The following is a 14,516-nucleotide window of genomic DNA, read 5'->3' as shown; positions in this document are numbered from 1 at the left end:
TGCTTCGAGCAAGCCAGGGGTAGCCCGGCGGCTACTCACTTTTCTTTGTCTCGCCAAAGAAAAGTAAGCAAAAGAAAGGCGACCCTGCTGTCTGCGTCCCCCTTCGCTGACGCTACGGGGGCAACCTGCGGTGCTCGGTCCAGCCGGGGTCGAGCTCGAACTCGCCTTCGGCTCAGACAATCGCTCGCCCTGATCCGGCTGGCCCTGCGCTCCTCGGCGCAGCCAGAAGGGGGGCGGGATCAGGAGCGGGTTCGGGATCGGATTCGGGTACGCAGTCGGGCTCCGGCGAGGACACGCAAAGCGCGTCCTCGCCTCCCCGCACCCGTATTCGCTCCCCAACCCGTCGGGCCGGGCCGAGGAGCACAACCGAAAGAGGATCAGGGCGAGCGATTGTCTGAGCGAAGCGAGTTCGAGCTCGACCCCGCTTTCGGCGAGCACCGCAGGTTGCCCGTAGCGAAGCGAAGGGACCCGGACCATCGGGTCGCCTTTTCTTTTGCTTACTTTTCTTTTGGCGACGCAAAAGAAAAGTGAGTTGCCGCCGGGCAACCCCCGGCTTGCTGGCAAACCTCCAACAGCAGAAGCAAAGAAGGCTTCGACAAACTCAGCCCGAACGGTAACAAGGACCAGCTTGTTCAACAAATCCAGGAAGCAGTTCACACCGCCACCTCAGCCAAAGGCTGATGATGCCCCCCACCCATGTGCGCCCCAAGAACATGCCGCTCGGCGTCCGCAGCGGACGTTTCAAAAACGATGCGCCCTTCGCTCATCACCACGATGCGGTCAGCCAATTCAAGCAACTCGTCCAGGTCTTCGCTGATCAGCAGCACCGCGCCACCATGGTCGCGCACGCCGCGCAGGCGGGTGTGGATCTCCTTGACGGCCGCAAAATCCAGGCCGAACACCGGGTTGGCGGCGATCAGCACATTGATCTCGCCATGTAATTCCCGCGCCAGCACGGCTCGCTGCACATTGCCGCCCGACAAGCTGCGGATGGGCGCGTTTTCGCCCTGGGTCTTGATGCCGTAAGCGGTGATCCATTCACGCGCGCGGCTGCGCCAGCGGCCGAAGCGCAGGTGCCCGCCCCAACCTTCACGGGACGACAGCGGCGGCCGGTCGAAGTCGCGCAGCGCCATGTTTTCGGCCACACTCAGGTCGCCGACGCAGGCATTGCGCAGCGGCTCCTCGGGCAGGCTGCGCACCTTGAGGCGGTGGTTCTCATCACGCGTGGCCGCGTAGGGCTGGCCGTTGACCCGCACCATGCCCGCGGCGCGTCCGCGCTGGCCGACCAGCGCTTCGACGAGTTCGCGCTGGCCGTTGCCGGAGACGCCGGCGATGCCGAGGATCTCGCCGGCAGCCACCGACAGGCTCAGCTCGCGCACGGCGGGTGTGCCGCGGTCCCCCATCACGCAGAGTTTTTCCACGACCAGGGGCAGGGCCGCACTTGCTATGATTTCAGGAGCCACTTGCGCTTGCCGGATAAGGGCTGGAGGCAGATTTTGTTCTGCACTGAGGCTTTCGGGGCGGGCGGCGGCCGCATCACCCACCATGGCCTGCGCCAGCCGCGCCGGATCGGTCGCCGCCACCGACGTGGCGTGCACCGCCTTGCCGCGGCGCAGCACGGTCACGTCGTCGGCATAGGCCATCACCTCGCGGAACTTGTGCGTGATGATGAGCACCGTGCACAGCCCGCTGCGCGCAAACTCGCGCACATGGCCGAGCACCTCGTCGGCTTCCTGCGGCGTGAGCACCGAGGTCGGCTCATCAAGGATCAGCAGGCGCGGCCGGAGGTAGAGCTGCTTGAGCAACTCGAGCTTCTGCTTTTCGCCTGCCGCCAGTTCCGACGGCCGCGCGTCCAGATCCAGGCGGAAGGGCGTGTGGGCGAGAAAGGTCTTGAGTTCATCACGCTTGGCGCGCCAGTTGATCACCGCTGGCAACTGGCCGCCGGCCAGCAACAGGTTCTCCGCCACCGTCATGCCCGGTGCCAGCGTGAAGTGCTGATAGACCATACCGATGCCCAGGGCGCGCGCGGCCACCGGGTTGGCAATGTCGTGCTCGCGGCCGTCGATCAGGATGCTGCCGGCGGAGGGCCGCTGGAAGCCCGCCACGCACTTGACCAGCGTGCTTTTGCCGGCGCCGTTCTCGCCGAGCAGCGCGTGCACCGTACCCGGCGCCACTTTCATGCTGACCGCGTCCAGCGCGGTGAGGCTGCCGAAGCGCATGCTCAGTTCGTAGGTGTCCAGCGCCAACGCGCCGGTGGCTGGCGCCAGGCTGCCGATCAGGGCGGCGGCGCTCATTGGATAAGCTCCCTATCGAGGTTGCGGGCCTGACCCCTGCGGTTGTCATGCCGGACTTGATCCGGCATCCAGGTATTCGTATCCGGGCGAGTGCCGCGAAGACATGGATTGCGGGTCGGGCCCGCAATGACAGCACGGGGGTTCATCCGATTGCCTCCAGCACCGCCTTTGACACCGCATGCGCGCCAAACACGCCGCCCTGCATGGTGATCATCTTCAGTGCGGCCTCGTGGTTGCCCGGGTCGGTGGCCGCCGTGCAGTCGGACAACAACAGGCATTCAAGGCCGCGGTCATTGGCCTCGCGCATCGTGGTGTGGACACACACGTCGGTGGTGATGCCGGTGAGGATGAGGTTCTCGATGCCTCGGGTCCGCAGGATCAGCTCCAGGTCGGTCGCGCAAAACGATCCCTTGCCGGGTTTGTCGATCACAACTTCCCCGGGCAACGGGCTCAGTTCGGGAATGATTTCCCAGCCCGGCTCGCCGCGCACCAGGATGCGGCCCATCGGCCCGTCGTCGCCGATGCCCACTCCCTGGCTGCCGATCTGCCGCGACCGCCAGCGTTTGTTGGCCGGCAGGTCCGACAGGTCGGGCCGGTGGCCTTCACGCGTGTGGATCAGCATGTAGCCGGCCAGGCGCATCGCCGCCATGAGTTTTTTCAGGGGTTCGATGGGCGCCCGCGTGAGCGAGATGTCGTAGCCCATCTTGTCCACGTAGCCGCCGGGACCGCAGAAGTCGGTCTGCATGTCGATGACCACCAGCGCGGTGTTCGACGGTAGCAGCCTGCCGTTCCAGGGCCAGGCGTAGGGGTTGGCTTGAATGAAGCGTTGCATGGTTGCCGGCCTTCAGGCGATTTTTTTCACCGGCAAGGCCGCCGAATCGGGCACCAGTGGATGTGCCTCCGGTCCATGGTAGCTGCGCGTCGGCGGGGCGAAGCCGCAACTGCTGCCGTCGGTCACATCGACCTTCCAGGGCAGCTTGTAGGTGCCGGCCGCCATGTCGTGCATGTAGGTGTAGGGGCAGTCCTGGGCGCCGCCCTTCACCGCCACGTAACCGCGGTGGTAGAGCTGGTAGAGGTTGTTCTCCACGCCCCAGCCGCTGCGCGCTTCACGCACGAGATCAGGCCGCACTTCGCAGGTGATGATCTCGTCGGGCCGGCCGCTGCCCGCCACCAGCACCGTGCCGTCGAAGTTGCAGAACATGCCCTCGCCCATGGAATCGAAAGTGCCGTCGCTGCCGCACATACACACGTTGGCGGTGACCGCCAGGTTGCAGAAGGCGTTGGCCTGGTTGGTGATCTTCCAGCTGTGGCGAATCGGTGCGGTGTAACCCGCCGTGCGGATGATGATTTCGGCGCCCTTGTAGGCGGCCTCGCGCGCCATCTCGGGGAACATGCCGTCGTGGCAGATGATGAGCGCCAGCTTGCTGCCGTTCGGGCCGTCGCAGACGGGAATGCCCAGGTTGCCCGGCTCCCAGGGCTCGACCGGCACCCACGGGTGCAGCTTGCGGTAGTAGAGCCTGATGGCACCGGTGTTGTCGATGATCAGGCCGCTGTTGTACGGGTTGCCGCCGGGGTTGGCCTCCATGATGGAGAAACACCCCCAGATGCGGTTGTCCACGCAGGCCTGCTTGAAGGCCGCCACTTCGGGGCCGTCGAGCGAACACATGATGGCGGGGTCGGTCGCCATCGACAGGCCGTGCAGCGAATACTCCGGGAACACCACCAGGTCCATGGTGGACTGGTTGCGCCTGGCCTTGCCCACCATGTCGCAGATGCGCTGCGTCTGGGCCGCCAGCTGCGCGGGCGTCTCGACCACCGGCAGCTGCAGTTGCACCAGGCCCATGACCACGCCACGGGCCGATTTGTTGAGTCCACCGAGTCCGGTCATGTTGCTTCCCTGTTTGTGTTCAATGTGTGGAGGAGAGTTCGCCCGGGCTCCCGCTCACCGTCGTGCCGGGCCGGCAGGTGATGACCAGGATCAAGAGTGTCAGCACATAGGGAACGATGTTGAACAGGTGGTAGCCCCAGCTGATGCCGATGGACTGCAGGGCCGGGCCGATGGCGCCGGCGCCGCCGAACAGCAGCGAGGCATAAACGCAGCGGACCGGGCTCCAGCGCGCGAAGATCACCAGCGCCACCGCGATCAGGCCCTGGCCGCTGGAAATGCCTTCGTTCCAGCTGCCGGGATAAAACAGCGTGAGGCAGGCGCCGCCCAGGCCGGCGACCATGCCGCCCGCGGCGGTGGCCGCGATACGGATGGTAGACACCGAATAACCGAGGGCGCGCGTGGCGTTGGCCGAATCACCCGCCATGCGCACCAGCAAGCCGGCGCGCGTATTGGCAAAGGCCCACCACAGCGCCACCGCCAGCGCCATGCCGATGGGCACCAGCGCGTTGACCTGCAGGGCCGAGCGAACGGCCGCCGAATCGCTCCAGTTGCCCAGGGCGATGGCCGGCAATTGCGGCGCCTGCGGCTGGATCAGCGGCTTGCCCAGGTAAAACGCCAGGCCCATGCCCAGCAGCATCAGCGCAATGCCGGTGGCGATGTCATTGACGCGCGGCAACGAACACAACACACCGTGCAAGGTGGCCAGCAGCGCACCCGTGGCCGCAGCAGCCAGCACGCCGACCCAGGCCGAGCCGAAAAGCCAGGACGCGCCAAAAGCGGCCATAGCCGACAGCACCAGCACGCCTTCCAGACCCAGGTTGATGCGACCGGATTTTTCGGTGATGCATTCGCCCAGGCTAACAAACAGGAAGGGCGCACCGACGCGCAAGGCGCCGCCGACGATGCCGGCAAAAAAGATCAGCAGCTGGTCGGCGGTCATGGCTTGTCCTGTGGCAAGGGGATCGGACTCGGCTCGGACGGACCGAAGCGGTTGATGCGGGCGAGGAGGGCTTTCCAGTCCACGTCACGCAGGGCCTCGCTGGCCAGGATCAGCACAAAAGCAATGCCCTGCAGCACCAGCACCGACGCATCGGGCAGGCCCAGGCGCCGCTGTAGCAGGCTGCCGGCCGCGCCGAAGCCGCCAAACAGGATGGCCACCGGGATGATGGCCACCGGATGCTGGCGCGCGATGAATGCCACCAGGATGCCGGCGTAGCCGTAACCGGCGATGAGCGAGGCGTTGGCATTGGTGTGCACGGCCGCCACCTCGATGGCGCCGGCCAGCCCGGCGCAGGCGCCGCCGAGCGCACAAGCCAGCAGGATCAGCTTCGAAGCCGGCAGGCCGACCAGTTGCGCCGCCCTTGGATTGCCGCCGACCACACGCAGCGCAAAACCCGACGCTGTCATGCGCATCCACAAGCCGGTCGCCAGGCAGGCCAGCACGCCGATCACCAGGCCCCAGTGCACATCGGAGCCCGCGATGCCGCTGATGCGTAAACCCTCGTCCAGCGAGAAGGTCGAGGGCTTGTTCAAGCTGGACGGGTCGCGCAGCGGCCCTTCGACCAGGTGTTTGAACAGGCCGATGGCCACATAAGCCAGCAGCAGGCTGCTGATGGTTTCATTGATGCCGCGGTACTGGCGCAACCAGCCTGCCAGCGTGATCCACAACCCGCCGGCCACAGCGGCGGCCAGGCAGACCATCACCGTGCCGGCTGTGTTGGCCGGCAACGGCAGGCCCTGCGCCAGGCCGGCGCAGGCCAGGCCGCCCAGCACCACCGCGCCCTCGCCGCCGATCACCGTCAGGCCGGCGCGCGCCGGGATGGCCACACACAGGGCGGTCAGCATCAACGGCGCAGCGCGCTGCAAGGTGTTCTGCCAGGAGTACCAGTCGCCGAAGGCGCCCTTGAACAGCAGCAGCCAGACCTCCAGCGGGCTCACGCCGGCGAACCAGACGAACACGCCGAACAGGCCCAGCGCAGCGATGATGGCGCCGACCGGCAGCAGGAAGTTGGCGAGGGAGGTGCGCATGGGGATGCAGTGCTTTTGTCATGCCGGACTTGATCCGGCATCCACGCTGGCGCGCCAACATGGATGGCGGGTCAGGCCCGCAATGACAGCCACGTCAGACCGAGCCGATCACTCCTTCAACCAGGTAATTCATCTTCTCGAGCTCGAGATCCGTCTGCTTGAAGACCTTGCCGGCCGGGACGATGGTGCCGCCCTTGTTGTCCTTGAGCGGACCTTTGAAGATGTCGAAGCTGCCGGCCACCATCTGCGCCTTGACGCTGTCGGCCTGCTTTTTGGCGGCATCGGTCACGGTCGGGCCGTAAGCCGACATTTTCACGTAGCCATCCTTCAGGCCACCCCGGATGAAATTCGGGTGCGGCTTGCCGCTGCGTGCGGCGTCCAGGAAGGTGGTGTAGGCGGTCAGCCAGTTCCACTCGGCACCCGTCAGGTAGGCGTTGGGCGCGAGCTTGGCCTGGCTGGCGTGGTAGCCGCACACCATCTTGCCGCGTTTGGCGGCCGTTTCGACCACCACCTTGGGACCGTCCACATGCATGGTGAACACATCGCAGCCCTGGTCGGCCAGGCTGTTGGTGGCCTCGGCCTCCTTGACGGCCATGGACCAGTCGCCGGTGAAGATCACGTTGCAGGTGATGCCGGGCTTGACCGAGCGCGCGCCCATGGTGAAGGCGTTGATGTTGCGCAGCACCTGCGGGATCGGCTTGGCAGCGACAAAACCGATCTTGTTGCTCTTGGTCATGTGGCCGGCGATCACGCCATTGAGGTACTGGCACTCTTCGATGTAGCCGAAGTAGCTGGCCGCATTCTTGGGATGTTTGCCCTCGGTCCAGAGACCGCCGCAGTGCGCAAAACGCACGTCCGGAAACTTGGGTGCCACGGCCAGCACATGCGGATCAAAATAACCGAAGGACGTGGGGAAGACCAGCGTGGCGCCGTCCTGGGCCACCATGCCGGTCATGGTTTTCTGGACGGCGGCCGTCTCCGGCACGTTTTCTTCCTCGACCACCTTCACGCCGGGCATCTTCTTGAGCTCGGCAGCGGCCTGGGCCTGGGCCTGGTTGTAGCCGTAGTCGTCTCGCGGGCCGACATAGATCACGCCGACGGTAATGGGTTTTTGCGCAAAAGCCAGTTCGCTGAAAGCGCCCAGCGTGCCGGCAGCGCCGAGTGCGGCCAGGGACTTGAGGGAATCGCGGCGGCTGAAATGTCTGGTGTTCATGGGGTCTCTCCTTGGGTCAAGTTAAAGAAGTACTGCGGAAAACGGGAAGCAGGATTCATGCAAGCAGGCTCACATGGGCAGACACCACACGCCAGCCCTCGGGCGTGCGCAGCCAGGTCTGGCTTTGCCGGCCGGCCTTGGCGCTGCCGGCGCGCTGGAACTCGACATTGGCGGTCGCCATGTCCTGGCCATAGGTGGTGATGGCGGTCTTGAGCAACGTGCGCTCCAGCCCCTGCGCGGGGCGGCCGGCGCGGAAGGCCCGGATCGCGTCGTAGCCATAGAGGTTTTCGGTCGCGCCGTAACGCAGGGTGTGCGGGCTGTTCCAGAACAGCTCGTCGAGCACCGCCACGTCGTTGCCGGTCAGGGCCTTTTCGTAACGCTGGAACTGGGCCGTGACTTCGGCCAGGACATCGGGCAGGTTGATGGCGAGCATGTCTGTCATTCCGGGCTAGACCCGGAATCCATGGCGGTGGACCCGGATGTGCGAGGCATGGATGCCGGATCAGGCCCGGCATGACACAAGGCGGGCCGGACATGCGCTACACCGGCATCGCTGAGGGCCCTGGCCGCGCGGAAAGCCAGGTCTTCGCGCCACGGCGCGGCGATCAGTTGCACCCCGATCGGCAGGCCGCCGGTGCCGGCAGGCCACAGCGGCGCGGTCACGACCGGACAGCCGGCAAACGAGATGGGCTGGGTCAGCAGCCCCATGGACGCACGCGCGGGTTGCTGCGCGCCGTTGATGTCCAGCCACTCGGTGCCGATGACCGGCGCGCTGACCGGTGTGGCCGCCGTGAGCAGCACATCCCAGTCGCGAAACAGGGCGTTGACCTTGTCGCGGTAGACCCGGCGAAAACGCTGGGCACGCAGGTACCAGTCGACCGGCTGCAGGGCGCCGGCGATGAAGCGGTCCACCGACAACGGCTCGAAGTCATCGGCGCGGGTGCGCAGGTCGTCCAGGTGCAGGCTGCCGCCTTCACTGGCGGTGATGATGAAAGCCGCGGCGCGTGCCAGGGCCGCGTCCGGCCAGGTCACCGCGGTCTGCGCCCCCAGGGTGCGGGCGGCCAGCGCCACCACCTCGCGTGCGGCCGGCGTGGCGTTGTCGTGAAAATAGCCGCCCAGCACGCCGATGCGCAGGCCTTCGATACCCCGGCCGATCAGCGGCATGACCGGCTGCACGCGCAGGGCCTGGCAGCCCGGGTCCAGGGCGTCGGGGCCTTGCAAGGCGTCATAGACCAGCGCCAGGCCGGCCACACTGTCGGCCAGCGGCCCGAGGTGATCGATGCTGTGCACAAACGGGTAACTGCCGCGGCGCGAGAGCCGGCCAAAAGTGGGCTTGAGGCCCCAGACGCCGCACAGCGAGGCCGGCACACGGATGGAACCGTTGGTGTCCGACCCGAGCGACACCGGCACCTGGCCGGCCGCGACTGCGGCACCGGAGCCACCCGACGAACCGCCGGCAATCCTCGTGAGGTCGTGCGGGTTGTGGCAGGGACCGTAATGCGTGTTCTCGGTGGTGAAGCCGTAGGCGTATTCGTCCATGTTGAGCCCGCCCACCAGCACGGCGCCGGCCGCCTTCATTTGCCCGACCAGAAAAGCGTCGGCGGTGGCCGCCGCATCACCGCGGTTGACCCTGGAGCCGGCCAGGGTCACCACCCCTTCGATGTCGAACAGGTTTTTGACGGCGTAGGGCACGCCGGCCAGCGGACCGAGCGGCTGCGACGCCGCCCGCTGCGCATCCACGGCATCGGCCTCGGCACGGGCACGGGCGTGCGTCTGGTCGGTGAAGGCGTTGACCCGGCCGTCGGTCGCGGCGATACGCGCCAGGCTGGCGTCCAGCAGTTCGCGTGCGCTGACCTCCCCCGAGGCGACCGCTGCCGCCATGACTTCCGCGCCATTTGCTATATTTTTCATAGCTATTGGCGCCCGTCAATATTGGGCGGAAAGGCTGCCGGCCTGTATATTTCCGCGAGTTCGTCGTGTGCAGCCAGGGGCGCGGCCTCCAGCAGCGCGGCCATCACGGCCGTGCGCTGCAGGTTCAGCGCGACGCGCTGGGTACGCGCCGCATCCAGTGGCAGCTTGAGCAGCGCGGCCGTGGTTTCAACGTAAGCCAGCATGCGGGTGTCGTTCATGGTTGGCCCGCCGTTCAACGCCGTACTTCACGCTGGAAGATTTCCAGGCTGCGCTTCTTGGTGCCGATGAAGCTGGCCTCGGACAGCGTTTCCACCGTGCGCGGGCGCGCATCGCCATACGGCAGGATTTCGGCCACACGGGTGGGCCGCTTGGTCAGCAGCAGCACCTGGTCGGCCAGGTAGACGGCCTCTTCAAGGTCGTGCGAGACCAGCAGCATGGTGGTGCCGGTCTGCATGAACACTTCCTGCAGCTTTTCGCGGATGAATAGTGTCATTTCAAAGTCGAGCGCCGAGAAGGGCTCGTCGAGGAACAGCACCTCGGGGTTGTTCGCCAGTGCCCGCATGATGGAGGCGGTCTGCTGCTGGCCGCCCGAGAGTTCGTAGGGGTAACGCTTGAGGTCGAACTTCACGTCGAAGGAAGCGACCAGTTCCGCCATGCGCCGGTCCACTTCGGCCTTGGACCGGCCTTCGAGCTTGAGCGGGTAGGCGATGTTGTCGATGGTGCGCATCCACGGAAACATCGCCTCGCGGTAGTTCTGGAACACGTAGCCGATCTTGGTGTCTTTCAGCGACTTGCCGTCGAACAGGATTTCACCGGCGTCGATGGGCACCAGCCCGGCGATCATGTTGATCAGCGTGGACTTGCCGCAGCCGTTGGGCCCGAACACCGAGACGATCTTGTGTTTCGGGATGTCTAGGCTGAAGTCCTCGTACAGCGGCCAGCCGGCAAAATATTTGGTCAGCCCGCGTATGGTGATGTGGGTGCCGGCTGGGCCGGGCCGGAACCCGGGAACGGGCACATCGGCAAACACAGGGGCGTTGAGAACTGCAGACATGGCTACCTTCCACTCCAATGAACAATACGACGCTCAACAACGAGAAAGAGAATATTCAGTGCATAACCCAGCGCGCCTGCTGCCAGAATCGACGCATACATGTCCTTCACGTTCATGACCTGCTGCGAGTTGATGATGCGGTTGCCCAGCCCGCTGTCGGCGCCAATGAACATCTCGGCCACGATCACGATCACCAGCGCCATCGACACGGCCGAACGCAGGCCGACAAAACTCGGCTGCAGGCTTTCCCAGATCAACACGTCCTTGAACACCTGCCAACGCGACGCGCCCATGACCCTGGCCGCCATCACGCGTTGCTTGCGCGCGTTGATCACGCCGTAGGCGCTGTTGAACACCACGATCAGCAGCGCGCCAAAAGCCGCAATCGCGACCTTGTTGATGTCGGACACGCCGAAGATCATGAGAAACAACGGGATCAGCGCCGACGACGGTGTGGAGCGGAAAAAGTCGATCAGGAACTCGACGCTGCGGTAAGCCTTCTCGGAGCTGCCCAGCAGAACACCCAGCGGCATGCCGACGGCGGCGGCGATCAGGAAGGCCTGCACCGTGCGCCACACCGTGACGGCAAAGTCCTTGAGCAGGGGGCCGCCCGCCAGGCCGTTGACCAGTGCACCCAGCGCATCGAGCGGTGGCGGCAACAGGATGGCCTTGATGAAGCCCAGGCGCACCACCAGGTCCCAGACGATGAACAGCACCACCGGGCCGATGAAGGGCAACGCCCTGTCCAGCGCCGGCGTGCGCTGCACAACGACCGCCGGCGCGCTGGCCGGCGGCGCCCAGGGCTTGACGGGCGCTGCCGGCGCCGCCGTCACGGAGGAGGTGACGTCCATCATGTCGCCGCCGGGCCGCCCCAAGGCGACATGCGCCCCCTCGGGGGGCAGAGAAGCCGCGAAGCGGCAAACGTGGGGGCGGTCATTTCTCAACCTTTGTAGAGCATCGAGTCCACCATGAGGCGCGAACTGAAGATGCCTTTTTCGGAGAACAGGTCGAAGAACTTCTGGAAGTGCGCGACGTCGGCCGGCTTGAACTCGTTGTACATCATGTAGGCCGCCAGCGGCACCTCGCCGGTCAGCGCGCCTTCGATGGGGGTGTAACCCTTGAGGTACTGGCGCGCCTCGACCGGTTTGCTGCGCACGTGAGCCACGCCCTTGCCGTAGGCGGCAACAAACTTCTTCGCGGCATCGGGATTCTTCTTGATGAACTCCGAGGACAGCGAGGCGGAGCCGCCGAACCAGGGCGCCATGTTGTCACCCAGCACGTATCTGGAGATCACGCCGGCCTCGAGCACGCGCGTGGTGCCGTTCATGCGGCCTATGGTGCCGGTGGGCTCCAGCGTGTAGGCGCCGTCGATCTGGCCCGCAGCCAGCGCGGCCACATGCTGGCCGATCGGCAGCTCGACCACCGTGGCACCCAGGGCACCGCCGCGCTCCAGCACGGTCTTGGCCAGGGTCACGTTCTGGATGCCGGGACCCGAACCGATACGTTTGCCCTTGAGGTCGGCCATCACCTTGGCGGGGCTGGCCACCGGCACGATGACTTCGTCGAGCACATTCTTCACATTGCTCGGGTTGGAGCAGAAGATCTTGAAGGTGCCGGGCTGGGCCAGCTCGCCGATGGCAATGTTGGCCGAGCCGGTGCCGTTGGCGGTGCCGTCGGAACGGCCCGACAGCACGGCCTCCATCACCTGCTGGGCGCCAGCGAACTTGAGCGCTTCCACGTCCAGGCCGGCTTCCTTGAAGTAGCCCAGCTCGATGGCCGCGTAAAACGGCAGGCCGGCGGCGATGGGCCAGTAGCCGATGCGGATCTTCGGTGCGGCCTGGGCACGCACGATGGCAGGCATGCCCAGTGCGCCAAGCATGGCCGCGCCGGTTTGCAGGACTTTCCTGCGCGAGGCCGTGTAGGTGGAGGAAGTGCGGACAGTGGTCATGGAAAGCTCCTGAAGTAATAGAGGGAGAAGGGTTGGGAATCCGTGCAAGGTGTCAGGCCGCGGCCGTCTTGAGCGAAGTCATGTAAGCGCGCCAGCCGCCCAGGTGCGAGATGTCCAGCGCCCCGTGCAGCGCTTCGGGCTCACAGACAAAACCCTGCACCGTGCTGCCGTCGCGAAGCGCCAGCGTGCCTATGCCCAGAGGCGCGGGGATCAGCGCCACAAACGAGCCGTAGGCAGCAAGCGGCATCTCCCAGATTTCAAGCGCGATACAGGCCCCCTGGCCGGCACCGACACGGAGCAGGCCGGGCTTGGGCGGGGTGGTGCCCTGCAAGGCGAACAGCCTGTAATCGGGCGCGGTTTCGGCGGGGCCTGCCAGCACGGCCCCACGCTCGGTCAGCTGGGTATTCAAGGGCATGCCCGACAGATGTGCACCGACCACTGCCACCCGCACCATTGCTGTCGCCATTGCCGGCTTGCGCAGGCCGGCGATGGCGCGCATGGCGGGCAGGGGCAGGCCGGTCGCGCCCTGCGTCAAGCCGGTAGCGTGGTGGTAGCGCTGGCCGAGGTCGGCCAGCTGCCAGTCGCTGCCGCAAGGGGCGATCAGGGTGATGCCAAACGGCAGCCCGTCGGCGCGCACGGCACTGGGCACGGACAGGGCGGCGTAGTCGAGCAGGTTCACGAAGTTGGTGTACGCACCCAGCCTGCGGTTGAGCACCACCGGGTCCTGCTGCATTTGCGCAATCGTGTAATGCGTCGGTGCGGTCGGCACCACCAACACGTCAATGTTGGCCCCCACGCTCCCCACTGCGTGTGGTTCGCTGCCCCCCGGGGGGGCTGGCCTTGCTTGGGGCGGCCCTTCGCTGCGGCCGTCGGCGGAACAAGACCACATCGCGTCGGCCTGCTGGCCCAGGCGCTTCAATTCGGTTTGCACTTCGTACAGATCCGCCGCGCTGTACTGTCGGCCCGCGGCAATGATGCTGCGCACCGGCTCGACCACCTCGGCTTCATGGTCGTCGAAGAAGCTGCGGATGGCGGTGTAGCGTTCGGCCACCAGCGCGCTTTCATAGAGCAGGGCCGCGACCTGCGCCAGCGGTGCAAAGTCAATGGCCACGGGCGTGCCGCCCAGGGCCTGCAGTCTCGCCACGGCCTCCCGGAAGGCCGCTTCTGCGGCACCGTCATCGTAGAACTCCAGCGTCGCCGGCACCCCGAAACGGAAGGCCGGTGCAAACGGTTCGCTGGCCAGCGCCAGCCGGCGCGAATACGGATCGAGCGCGTCATGCGCCATGGCGCTTTCCAGCACCTGGACCGCGGTGGCCACCGTGCGCGCAAAGATGGACACACAGTCCACGCTTTGCGCGGCCGGGACCACACCGCGCGCGCTGATCAGGCCGCGTGAAGGCTTGAGGCCGACGATGTTGTTGAGCCCCGCCGGCACCCGGCCCGAGCCGGCCGTGTCGGTGCCCAACGAGAAGTCGGTCTGCCCGGTGGCCACCACGTAGGCCGAGCCGGAACTGGAGCCGCCTGACACATAAGCGGGATTAAACGCATTGGGCACGGCCCCGAAAGGTGAACGGGTGCCGTTCAGCCCGCAGGCGAACTGGTCGAGGTTGGTCTTGCCGGCTAGCTGTGCACCAGCATCGAGCAGTTTTTGCACAACAAAGGCACTGGCAGTCGGTGTGTAGGCAAAAGCCGGGCAACCCGCGGTGGTGGGCACGCCTGCGGCGTCGATGTTGTCCTTGACAGCAAAGCTCAGCCCCGCCAGCGGCCCGGCCGAGGTTCCCTGCGCACTGGCGCTTGCCGGCGGCGTGGCGCGGCAGATCCAGGCCCGCGGCGCGAGCGCCGTGCCGTCCGCAGCGGCCGGCATGTTGTCCGGTGCCGGCGGCTGGCCGGTCAAATCAGAGGTTAAAGAATTTCGCACCAATTTAAAGCATCCATACTTGTGTACAAGATGAGATGCAAGAGGTGTGCCAAGTGCGGGCGACGAGTTCGGGACGCGGAGCGCCGAACCGGCTCAGAACGGATTTGCTATTTAATCAATAGCTGTCAGCGCTTGTCCAGAAAGGGCCCGAAGCCATTTTTCTCTCCTACGCGGCACCACGGCGGCCCGGCCCGCGGGCTGGCGACGCCTGGCAGCGCCACCACACCGATCCGGAAAAACTGCGCTGAGCCGGCGGGCCAGC

The 14,516-nt window shown here is 66.1% G+C and carries 13 protein-coding genes; all 13 read right to left on the bottom strand.

Annotated elements, in window-relative coordinates; all coding sequences use genetic code 11:
- Positions 1–653 precede the first annotated feature (653 nt).
- The 13 genes from PSV40_RS08435 to PSV40_RS08375 all read right to left on the bottom strand — a co-directional run bounded on the left by PSV40_RS08435 (position 654) and on the right by PSV40_RS08375 (position 14,200).
- Positions 654–2,294 (bottom strand): ABC transporter ATP-binding protein, encoded by a 1,641-nt coding sequence (locus tag PSV40_RS08435; protein ID WP_300536498.1) that lies wholly within the window; start codon positions 2,292–2,294, stop codon positions 654–656.
- Positions 2,295–2,436: 142 nt separating this feature from the next.
- Positions 2,437–3,126, bottom strand: a complete 690-nt coding sequence (locus PSV40_RS08430) for an isochorismatase family cysteine hydrolase (RefSeq protein WP_300536497.1) — start codon at positions 3,124–3,126, stop codon at positions 2,437–2,439.
- Between the two features lie 12 nt (positions 3,127–3,138).
- On the bottom strand, positions 3,139–4,182 hold the full coding sequence (locus tag PSV40_RS08425) for a formamidase (RefSeq protein ID WP_300536495.1): 1,044 nt from the start codon (positions 4,180–4,182) through the stop codon (positions 3,139–3,141).
- A gap of 19 nt (positions 4,183–4,201) precedes the next feature.
- Positions 4,202–5,122: an ABC transporter permease gene (locus PSV40_RS08420; protein ID WP_300536493.1), complete on the bottom strand. Its 921-nt coding sequence runs from the start codon at positions 5,120–5,122 to the stop codon at positions 4,202–4,204.
- Positions 5,119–6,210, bottom strand: a complete 1,092-nt coding sequence (locus tag PSV40_RS08415) for an ABC transporter permease (protein ID WP_300536491.1) — start codon at positions 6,208–6,210, stop codon at positions 5,119–5,121. The genes PSV40_RS08420 and PSV40_RS08415 overlap by 4 nt, the downstream gene beginning before the upstream one ends.
- Positions 6,211–6,304: 94 nt before the next feature.
- On the bottom strand, positions 6,305–7,423 hold the full coding sequence (locus tag PSV40_RS08410) for a BMP family ABC transporter substrate-binding protein (RefSeq protein ID WP_300536489.1): 1,119 nt from the start codon (positions 7,421–7,423) through the stop codon (positions 6,305–6,307).
- Between the two features lie 55 nt (positions 7,424–7,478).
- A complete protein-coding gene (hpxZ, locus tag PSV40_RS08405) occupies positions 7,479–7,856 on the bottom strand; it encodes an oxalurate catabolism protein HpxZ (RefSeq protein ID WP_300536487.1) in 378 nt (125 codons plus the stop codon).
- A gap of 5 nt (positions 7,857–7,861) precedes the next feature.
- On the bottom strand, positions 7,862–9,334 hold the full coding sequence (locus tag PSV40_RS08400; protein WP_300536486.1) for an AtzE family amidohydrolase: 1,473 nt from the start codon (positions 9,332–9,334) through the stop codon (positions 7,862–7,864).
- Between the two features lie 2 nt (positions 9,335–9,336).
- The gene (locus PSV40_RS08395) at positions 9,337–9,552 is read right to left on the bottom strand and encodes an AtzG-like protein (RefSeq protein WP_300536485.1); all 216 of its coding nucleotides are present in this window, start codon (positions 9,550–9,552) and stop codon (positions 9,337–9,339) included.
- A gap of 14 nt (positions 9,553–9,566) precedes the next feature.
- Positions 9,567–10,388, bottom strand: coding sequence for an ABC transporter ATP-binding protein (locus PSV40_RS08390; RefSeq protein WP_300536484.1), 822 nt, complete (start codon positions 10,386–10,388; stop codon positions 9,567–9,569).
- Positions 10,389–10,390: 2 nt separating this feature from the next.
- Entirely contained in the window at positions 10,391–11,242 is an 852-nt protein-coding gene (locus PSV40_RS08385; RefSeq protein ID WP_300536482.1) for an ABC transporter permease, read from the bottom strand.
- An 86-nt stretch (positions 11,243–11,328) separates the two neighbouring features.
- Entirely contained in the window at positions 11,329–12,336 is a 1,008-nt protein-coding gene (locus tag PSV40_RS08380) for an ABC transporter substrate-binding protein (protein WP_300536480.1), read from the bottom strand.
- 52 nt (positions 12,337–12,388) lie between these two features.
- Positions 12,389–14,200 carry an allophanate hydrolase gene (locus tag PSV40_RS08375; protein ID WP_300536597.1) on the bottom strand — a complete coding sequence of 604 codons (1,812 nt, stop codon included), beginning with the start codon at positions 14,198–14,200 and terminating at the stop codon, positions 12,389–12,391.
- Positions 14,201–14,516: the final 316 nt, after the last annotated feature.

This window comes from Polaromonas sp., from assembly GCF_029945925.1.
In the GTDB taxonomy this organism is placed as follows: domain Bacteria; phylum Pseudomonadota; class Gammaproteobacteria; order Burkholderiales; family Burkholderiaceae_C; genus Polaromonas.
Note: the sequence above shows the minus strand (reverse complement) of the source record. Positions and strands in the feature narration are given on the sequence as shown.

Bases quoted from the DNA above. Each gene is read 5' to 3' on its own strand.
- PSV40_RS08435 (WP_300536498.1), bottom strand. From the start codon at position 2,294: ATGAGCGCCGCCGCCCTGATCGGCAGCCTGGCGCCAGCCACCGGCGCG.
- PSV40_RS08430 (WP_300536497.1), bottom strand. From the start codon at position 3,126: ATGCAACGCTTCATTCAAGCCAACCCCTACGCCTGGCCCTGGAACGGC.
- PSV40_RS08425 (WP_300536495.1), bottom strand. From the start codon at position 4,182: ATGACCGGACTCGGTGGACTCAACAAATCGGCCCGTGGCGTGGTCATG.
- PSV40_RS08420 (WP_300536493.1), bottom strand. From the start codon at position 5,122: ATGACCGCCGACCAGCTGCTGATCTTTTTTGCCGGCATCGTCGGCGGC.
- PSV40_RS08415 (WP_300536491.1), bottom strand. From the start codon at position 6,210: ATGCGCACCTCCCTCGCCAACTTCCTGCTGCCGGTCGGCGCCATCATC.
- PSV40_RS08410 (WP_300536489.1), bottom strand. From the start codon at position 7,423: ATGAACACCAGACATTTCAGCCGCCGCGATTCCCTCAAGTCCCTGGCC.
- hpxZ (WP_300536487.1), bottom strand. From the start codon at position 7,856: ATGCTCGCCATCAACCTGCCCGATGTCCTGGCCGAAGTCACGGCCCAG.
- PSV40_RS08400 (WP_300536486.1), bottom strand. From the start codon at position 9,334: ATGAAAAATATAGCAAATGGCGCGGAAGTCATGGCGGCAGCGGTCGCC.
- PSV40_RS08395 (WP_300536485.1), bottom strand. From the start codon at position 9,552: ATGAACGACACCCGCATGCTGGCTTACGTTGAAACCACGGCCGCGCTG.
- PSV40_RS08390 (WP_300536484.1), bottom strand. From the start codon at position 10,388: ATGTCTGCAGTTCTCAACGCCCCTGTGTTTGCCGATGTGCCCGTTCCC.
- PSV40_RS08385 (WP_300536482.1), bottom strand. From the start codon at position 11,242: ATGATGGACGTCACCTCCTCCGTGACGGCGGCGCCGGCAGCGCCCGTC.
- PSV40_RS08380 (WP_300536480.1), bottom strand. From the start codon at position 12,336: ATGACCACTGTCCGCACTTCCTCCACCTACACGGCCTCGCGCAGGAAA.
- PSV40_RS08375 (WP_300536597.1), bottom strand. From the start codon at position 14,200: ATGCCGGCCGCTGCGGACGGCACGGCGCTCGCGCCGCGGGCCTGGATC.